6 protein-coding genes and 2 pseudogenes are annotated in these 7191 nt (G+C 64.0%); 7 read left to right on the top strand and 1 reads right to left on the bottom strand.

Annotation, left to right across the window (positions count from 1 at the left end; genetic code table 11):
- Positions 1 to 18 precede the first annotated feature (18 nt).
- The 6 genes and pseudogenes from Q0R63_RS20940 to Q0R63_RS20965 all read left to right on the top strand — a co-directional run.
- A pseudogene (locus Q0R63_RS20940) lies at positions 19 to 303 on the top strand (IS1380 family transposase); the annotation flags it as partial.
- Between the two features lie 338 nt (positions 304 to 641).
- Positions 642 to 1346 (top strand): hypothetical protein, encoded by a 705-nt coding sequence (locus Q0R63_RS20945; RefSeq protein ID WP_295701794.1) that lies wholly within the window; start codon positions 642 to 644, stop codon positions 1344 to 1346.
- The gene (locus Q0R63_RS20950; RefSeq protein WP_295701796.1) at positions 1264 to 2481 is read left to right on the top strand and encodes an RHS repeat-associated core domain-containing protein; all 1218 of its coding nucleotides are present in this window, start codon (positions 1264 to 1266) and stop codon (positions 2479 to 2481) included. The genes Q0R63_RS20945 and Q0R63_RS20950 overlap by 83 nt, the downstream gene beginning before the upstream one ends.
- 628 nt (positions 2482 to 3109) lie before the next feature.
- Positions 3110 to 4047, top strand: a pseudogene (locus tag Q0R63_RS20955) (tyrosine-type recombinase/integrase).
- Positions 4044 to 4979: a tyrosine-type recombinase/integrase gene (locus Q0R63_RS20960; protein ID WP_295701798.1), complete on the top strand. Its 936-nt coding sequence runs from the start codon at positions 4044 to 4046 to the stop codon at positions 4977 to 4979. The pseudogene Q0R63_RS20955 and the gene Q0R63_RS20960 overlap by 4 nt, the downstream one beginning before the upstream one ends.
- Entirely contained in the window at positions 4954 to 5691 is a 738-nt protein-coding gene (locus Q0R63_RS20965) for a tyrosine-type recombinase/integrase (RefSeq protein WP_295701800.1), read from the top strand. The genes Q0R63_RS20960 and Q0R63_RS20965 overlap by 26 nt, the downstream gene beginning before the upstream one ends.
- 43 nt (positions 5692 to 5734) lie before the next feature.
- On the opposite strand, the gene Q0R63_RS20970 is transcribed toward Q0R63_RS20965, so the two are convergent.
- Positions 5735 to 6058 carry a transposase gene (locus Q0R63_RS20970; protein WP_295701802.1) on the bottom strand — a complete coding sequence of 108 codons (324 nt, stop codon included), beginning with the start codon at positions 6056 to 6058 and terminating at the stop codon, positions 5735 to 5737.
- A 410-nt stretch (positions 6059 to 6468) separates the two neighbouring features.
- Between Q0R63_RS20970 and Q0R63_RS20975 the strand changes: the two genes are divergently transcribed.
- The coding region (locus Q0R63_RS20975) for an extracellular solute-binding protein (RefSeq protein ID WP_295701804.1) at positions 6469 to 7191 on the top strand (723 nt) is incomplete at its 3' end.

Below are 7191 nucleotides of genomic sequence, written 5' to 3' on the forward strand. Positions count from 1 at the left end.
CCGTCATGCGAGTGACGGCTGGGCACGTTCCTGCGCTCGTTCACCTTCGGCCACGTCCGCCAGCTCGACGCCGTCCACACCCGGGTGCTGGCCGGGCTCGCGACCGCGGTGCCGCGGCTGCTGGCCGGGGTCGACGGGTTGGCTTTCATCGACATCGACGACACCATCCGTGAGGTTCACGGGTACAAGAAGCAGGGCGCCGCGTACGGGTACTCCGGGGTCAAGGGCGTCAACGCTCAGATCGCGGCGCTGTCGTCGCCGACGTGCGCCCCGGTGATCGCCGCGTCCCGGCTCCGCAAAGGCAACATCGACTCCGGCCACGGCGCGGACCGGATGATCACCGACGCGATCAAGACCACCCGCGCCGCCGGGGCCACCGGGCAGGTCAGGCCGGCAAGCTTTACCTGCCTCTGCCCCCGGCGAGGATCGCCGACACCCGAGCCGGCTCAGGGCAGCCCTACGCTGGCCAAGCGCTGACGCCGGGCGGCACCCTGACCGTCCAGACCGCCGGCGTCGGCGGGGTTCCGAGCAGCGGAGTCGCGGCCGTCGTCGTTAACGTCACCGAAGCCGACGCCACCGCCTCCACCTACCTGACGGTCTATCCGACGGGAGCTCCCAGGCCCACCTCCAGTAACCTCAACGTGGTCTCCGGCGTAGCCGCGAACAACGAGGTTACTGTTCCCGTCGGCTCTGGAGGCCAGGTCAGTGTCTACAACTCTGGTGGCACCACCAACATCACGATTGACGTGCTGGGGTACTACTCAACGAACGGTAGCGGGATGCACGCCATCAATCCCGCGCGGGCAGCCGACACCCGCACCGGCTCCGGCCAGCCCTACGCCGGACAACCGATCCCGGCCAACGGCAGCCTCACCGTCCAAGTCAGCGGCATCCCCGCCGTCCCGACTACCGCCGCCACCGCCATCCTCCAGGTCACCGCCGTTAACCCCACGGCCAACGGCTACCTGATCACCTATCCCGCTGGCACCACCCGGCCCAACGCCTCCAATCTCAACTATAAGAGCGGGGCTACCCTCACCAAAGAAGTCACCGCCACCCTAGGCAGCAATCCCGCAGGCGCTGTGACTTTCTACAACAGCTCATCGACCGCCCTGAACGTCATCGTTGATGTCACCGGCTACGTCGGAGGAGTAGGCGACACCTTTACCCCCCTGAGCCCCCCTGAGCCCAGCCCGGATCGCCGATACCCGAAGCGGCTCCGGCCAGCCCTACGCTGGACAGACCCTCCTCAGCAATACAGCGTTGACAGTTCAGGTGACCGGCCGCGGCGGTGTACCCGCCTCCGCGCGGTCGACCGTCCTCAACGTCACCGTGCTGGGAAGTAGCACCAGCGGCTACTTAACCATCTATCCCGGCGGCGCGCGTCCTAACATCACGAGCCTCACCTACACCGCCGGCGCGACAGCCTTCAACCAGGTCACCGCCAAACTGTCCGCCGCCGGCACCCTGACCATCTGGAATGCCGGCGGCACCGCCGACCTCCTCGTCGACGTGATGGGTTCCTACGGCCCGCAGGCCGCGTATACCTACAACGGTGACGGGCTGCGCGCTACTCGGACCACCACAACCGCTACTCAGGCGTTCGCCTGGGACGCAACCAGCAGTCTGCCGCTGCTACTCAATGACGGCGCCACCAGTTACCTTTACGATAACACCGGAAACCCGATCGAGCAGATCGACAGCTCAGGGACCGCCCTGTACTATCAGCACGATCAATACGGCTCCACCCGCCTACTCACCAACGCCGCTGGGGCCATCGCCGCCACCTACACCTACACAGCCCATGGCGTCCTCAGCGCCCATAGTGGCTCCGCGGACACGCCTCTGCGCTGGAACGGCCAATACCAAGATATCGATACCGGCCTATATTACCTACGCGCCCGCTACTATGACCCGGTCACAACCCAGTTCCTCACGCGAGACCCATTAGAGAAAGCGACGCAATCAGCTTATAACTATTCTGGCAATAACGCATTGAGCTACTCAGATCCGAGTGGTCTTATAAGCATCGGCCAGTGCGGAACCGTGCAAATTGGATTTTTTATTGGCCTCAGTTATTCCTTTTGTTTGGTGGCTGCCTATAACGAAACGAACGGCGATATTTCGCTCGGCAGAACGGGGACTTTGGGCGCTCTCGGAGACATATACCAGAGTCCGACCATAGGTCTTAGTTTGGGAGGTCAGCTCACTAACGCCAGAACAGTGGACCAACTAGGTGGCCCTTTTGGCTACGGAGGAGGGTCGGCGGCAACCCCGCTTTATGGCGCGCCTGCGGGTGTTACGGTCTTTGGCGGGACTAGCAAGGGTGCTCCAAACGGTCAGGTTTTGGGAACGGATATTTCATTAGGTGTCCCGATCCCATTCGTTCCACCAGCCGAGATTCATGTCGGACTTAGTTGCACCGAGGCAAAGACGGACGCGAAATTCAATCTTGGCAACGTCCTGAAAGAGTGGGGATAATGATGGCCAGCTATGTATTCATCGTCGGATACACGAAACCCAATGGCCTCAATGGTCCACCTGCACGCCTAGTGATTCGAGAAACCGTATGTTGTCTCGAATCGCTCATTAGGCCTCGTAAGGTTTTTCGAACTGAAATATTATCGAAAGCCGATATCATTTGTGTGCACCGGTCAGGGTGGGCGGACCGTATTTTGACGATCGAGACCGTCTCAGGAGGATGGAAGCTGAGGAGACCAAATATTGAGGAGATCCTCGCCTCTTTTGGTAAACTAGGTTACGTTATTGAGTGCTGATGTGTCAGTATCAAGTCTTAAGTCCTCTTATGGTAGGCGGAAGGAGTTGCCAGGGCGAGGGTTTCGCTGACCGGCTTTGGTCTAGGTGAAGGTGGGAATCAGGCTCATCGCAGTTGAGGGTGTAGTTGTGGTCTGAAGCCGCCGGTCTCGAGGAGGGATCTGGCGATGGTATGTCGCCCTCGCGGTTATGTTGACCGGCGCGGCGGCTTGCCTGGTCGTGCGGGTTTAGTCGCTGAGCCGGTCAACATAATGATGGGCAGCCGTTTCGGGGTTCGCTTGATCTGACCGGGCGGTCACTGGGATCGCCTGGCATCGGGTCGAGGAGGACCGAGATGGCGATTCATCGTGATCAGCGCCGCGCCGACGCACGAGATGTGCCGGACGAGTTCGAGAAGTGGCTGCGGCGGGAGCGGTCTGCGCAGGAACGCACCGCTGCTGCATACACGGCCCGCGTCGCGGGGTTCGTGGAGTGGTTGCCCGCGCCGGTCGATCGGTCGCTGCGGTCGCTGACGGCGGCGACGGTGATCGAGTGGGTGAACCTGGAGGCTGTGCGCGGGTTGAAGGCGTCGACGCTGGCCAAGCAGTTGGTGATGCTGCGCTCGTTCCTGCGGTACTGCCACCGCTCTGGCCGGACGGGGCAGGACTTGTCTGGGGTGGTGCCGCATGCCGCGGCGTGGCGGCTCTCGTCGATCCCGGACCCGGTGCCGGCGGGCACGATCGAGGCGCTGTTCGACACCCTTGATCTGCGTTCGGCGAAAGGGCTGCGCGACCGGGCGATTCTGCTGCTGTTGACCGGGCTCGGGCTGCGGGCGTGCGAGATCGCCGGCTTGCGACTGGATGACATCGGCTGGCGCACCGGAGGCTTGCGCATCCGGGGCAAGGGCGACCGGGTCGATGAGCTCCCGCTGCCCGACGAGGTCGGCCAGGGGTTGGAAGACTATGTGCTCTACGGCCGCGGCGGCAGGGTCGCCGGTGATGAGGTGTTCTGGACTGTGATCGATCCGGTCCAGCCGCTGACCGCCAACGGCGTCTGCGGGACCGTCCGACAGATCTGCATCAGGCCGGGGTGGAGAAGTTCAGACCGCATCGGCTGCGGCACACGTTCGCGACCGGGATGCTTGCTTCTGGAGCAACGTTGCAGGAGGTTCAGGGACTGCTGCGCCACGCCCATCTGCGCACGACCGCGATCTACACCAAGGTCGACAAGCGCCGACTCACCCAGCTCGCCCCTGAGTGGCCGGCCGCCGCGTCGGGCAGGTGGGCACGATGAGCGGGCTGCGTGACCTGCTGGACGGCTACCTGGCGACCAGGCGGGCCCTGGTGTTCAAGCTGACCGCGCCAGGCAAGGCACTGGATGCGTTCGTCGGCTGGATGGAAGAGGCCGGTGAGCCCACGATCCGCCGCGACCTGGCGACCGCGTGGGCAGCACGGTTCTCGCGCGGCACGGTGCTGGAGCGGTTGAACTACGTTCGCCAGTTCGCTGAGCACGTCGCGTGGTTCGACCCCGCGACCGAGGTTCCCGTCCTTGACGGGCGGCCCTACGGCGCTCATCGCCCTCGTCCGCTGATCTTCACCAGCCAGCAGATCGACACTCTGCTGACCACGGCGGGGACACTGACTCCACGAGTCCGAGCAGCGTCCTGGCAGACACTCCTCGGGCTGCTGGCGGTCACGGGCATGCGGATCAGCGAGGCCCGGAATCTCAACGATGACGACATCACCACTGACGACCAGGCCGGTGACGGCAGCGGATGGGCACGGGTCACCGACACGAAGTTCGGCAAGTCCCGGCTCGTCCCGCTGCACGCGACGACGATGGCCGCGATCCGCAGATACCAGCGGCTCCGCGATCGGACGTTCCCGGTCCCGAAGACGACCGCGGTGTTCGTCGCCCGTCGCGGCACCCGGATCGCCCGCTCGACTGCAGGGAACACCTTCCGCGAGATACGAGAGTTGGCCGGCCTTGCCGGCGGGCCGACCGAACCGGCCGCCAGGTTGCACGATTTCCGACACTCGTTCGCGACGAAAACGCTGATCGGACACATCCGAGCCGGAGGCGACGTCGACGCCATGATGCCGGTGCTCTCGGCCTGGCTCGGGCACGTCGGCCCGGAAGCGACCTACTGGTACCTGTCGAACACACCGGAACTCGCAGCCGCTCTCGCCGAACGCATCCATGGGGACGGGGGCGATGATGAGTGACCTTGCCCCGCTGCTGCAACGATTCTTCACCGACAAGCTCGACCGGCACCTGAACGCCAGCGTCAACACCAAAGCCGCCTACGCCGACACGTTCCGGCTCCTGCTGACCTACGCCCAACAGGCCACCGGCATCGCCCCGTCGGCGTTGACGCTGGCCGACCTCGACGCCGACCTGATCGGCGCGTTCCTGCAGCACTTGGAGACCGATCGCGGGAACTCCGCCACCACGAGGAACGCCGGCCGCGCAGCGCTGCGGTCGTTCTTCACCTACGCCAGCTACCGAGCGCCGGACGCGATCGCGTCAATCAGTCAGGTCCTCGCGATCCCCGCGAAACGCACGAAGACCACGCTCGTGTCGTTCCTCACCACCCCCGAAGCAGAAGCACTCATCGCAGCCCCGGACACCCACACCTGGCTCGGGCGCCGTGACCGGCTCCTGCTGCACCTGGGCATTCAGACCGGGCTCCGCGTCAGCGAGCTGACCATCCTACGCATCGACAGCATCCTGATCGGCCCCCACAGCCAACTCGAATGCGTCGGGAAGGGTCGCAAGCAACGCGTGATCCCGTTGCAGAAGAACACAGTCAAGCTCCTGACCGCCTGGCTCACAGACCTGCCGTCCACGCCCGACGGGCCTCTGTTCCCGACCAGCACGCGCCTGGTGAAGTCGTCCGGGGCTGAGCGGTCGGCGCTGCCGATGGTCGTGCCCTGAGTCCTCGTTCGTGAACGGGTGAGTAGTCTCGCCGTCAGCCGGGTCAACTCCCCCCACGCTCGTTGGGACTGCGCATCCGGACGCCCAATCGAGTCAAGTGGCGATAGACGGTTGCTTGGTTCCACCCAAGCTGCTCGGCGATCTTGAATGTGGACCGTCCGTCTTGGTAGAGCTGGACTGCGCGCTGAAGGTCTGGTTGGCAAAAGCTCCGCGGCTGACGGGCGAGCACGCCTGACCTACTCAACAGCTTGCTGATCGTCTCGCGCTTGACGCCGTGCTGCTTGGCAAGAGCAGCCATGGTTGCGCCGGCCTCATAGGACCGGGCCACATCGAGGCGTTGGGAGTCAGTGAAGCGGAACTGCCTCATCGGCACTGCGGTGGGTGCAGATGGGGGAGCGAGTGGAACGGACGGCAAGGTGTTGACGAGATCAAGCAAACGTTTCGAAGTAGGTCCTGTTAGGACCACCGAAGCCCCGCCTGACCTGCACAAGTACCGCGCACGAGGCGGGGTTTCTCTTGATGTCAGACGCCCGTTGCTCCCTCGACCTCGCTCGTTAGGCGGGCCAACCTTCACGTCGAACGCGGACAGGGTGTCCTACCGGCCCCTGCATGACGGCGCGTCGATCAGACCGCTGACTGACGCCGCCTACTCGCCCCCGGGTAGGTGGCGTGGTCGGACTTGGCCGCTGGTCGTAGGGACCAATCAGGAGCCAGGTCTTGCGCTGCAAGTCCCGTGGGGCCTAGGGTGCCGATAATGGTCCGTACCAAAGGAGCGTCATGAAGAGAAATCCGAATCATGTCGGTATCGCGTTCGTGGGGGTGACGCTGGTCGTGGCTGGGTGTGCGCCGGGCACGGGGTCGTCTTCCTCAGGTAGCACGGGCAGCGGAAAGGGCACAGTGAAGATGGTGCTCTGGCCGGGCCCGGAGGGTGACGCGATGTCGAAGGTGGTGGCCCAGTACAACGCCGGGCAGGGCGCGACCGACGGGGTTAAGGTCGATATGACTCTGCTATCGCGGCAGGACACGTTCTCCAAAGAGGCAACCTTGATGGCGGCTAAGTCCAGCGACCAGGACATTTACTTCGTCGCAAGTTACAACGTCGGCCAGTTCGCCGCGTCCTTGGATCCGCTGACCACGATCGACGCGAGCAACTACTTTCCTGTCGCGGTGGACGGCCTGAAGTACCAGGACAAGCAGTACGCCTTGCCCCTGGATGTCAGCAACCACTTCCTGATCTACCGCAAGGATTTGGTTGACGCAGTGGTCAACGACCCGTCACAGAAGGCCGCGTACGAGGCGGTGGCCCTCAAGGCCACCGGGCAGCAGCTCACCCCCAAGCCGGCCGCGCAGTGGAGCTGGATGGACTTCCAGGCGATGGCGGCGTACTTCACCAAGGGCACCAACCCGACGTCTCCGACCAAGTACGGCACCATCTTGCAGGCGAAGAACCTGCTGTACAACACGATGGTCTGGGACGACGTGCTCTGGGGGATGGGCGGC

The organism is Lapillicoccus sp., from assembly GCF_025353065.1.
In the GTDB taxonomy this organism is placed as follows: Bacteria; Actinomycetota; Actinomycetes; order Actinomycetales; family Dermatophilaceae; genus Lapillicoccus.

What these genes read in the sequence shown, in the direction of transcription:
- Q0R63_RS20965 (WP_295701800.1), top strand. Translation starts at nt 4,954, where the DNA reads ATGGGGACGGGGGCGATGATGAGTGACCTTGCCCCGCTGCTGCAACGA.
- Q0R63_RS20960 (WP_295701798.1), top strand. Translation starts at nt 4,044, where the DNA reads ATGAGCGGGCTGCGTGACCTGCTGGACGGCTACCTGGCGACCAGGCGG.
- Q0R63_RS20970 (WP_295701802.1), bottom strand. Translation starts at nt 6,058, where the DNA reads ATGAGGCAGTTCCGCTTCACTGACTCCCAACGCCTCGATGTGGCCCGG.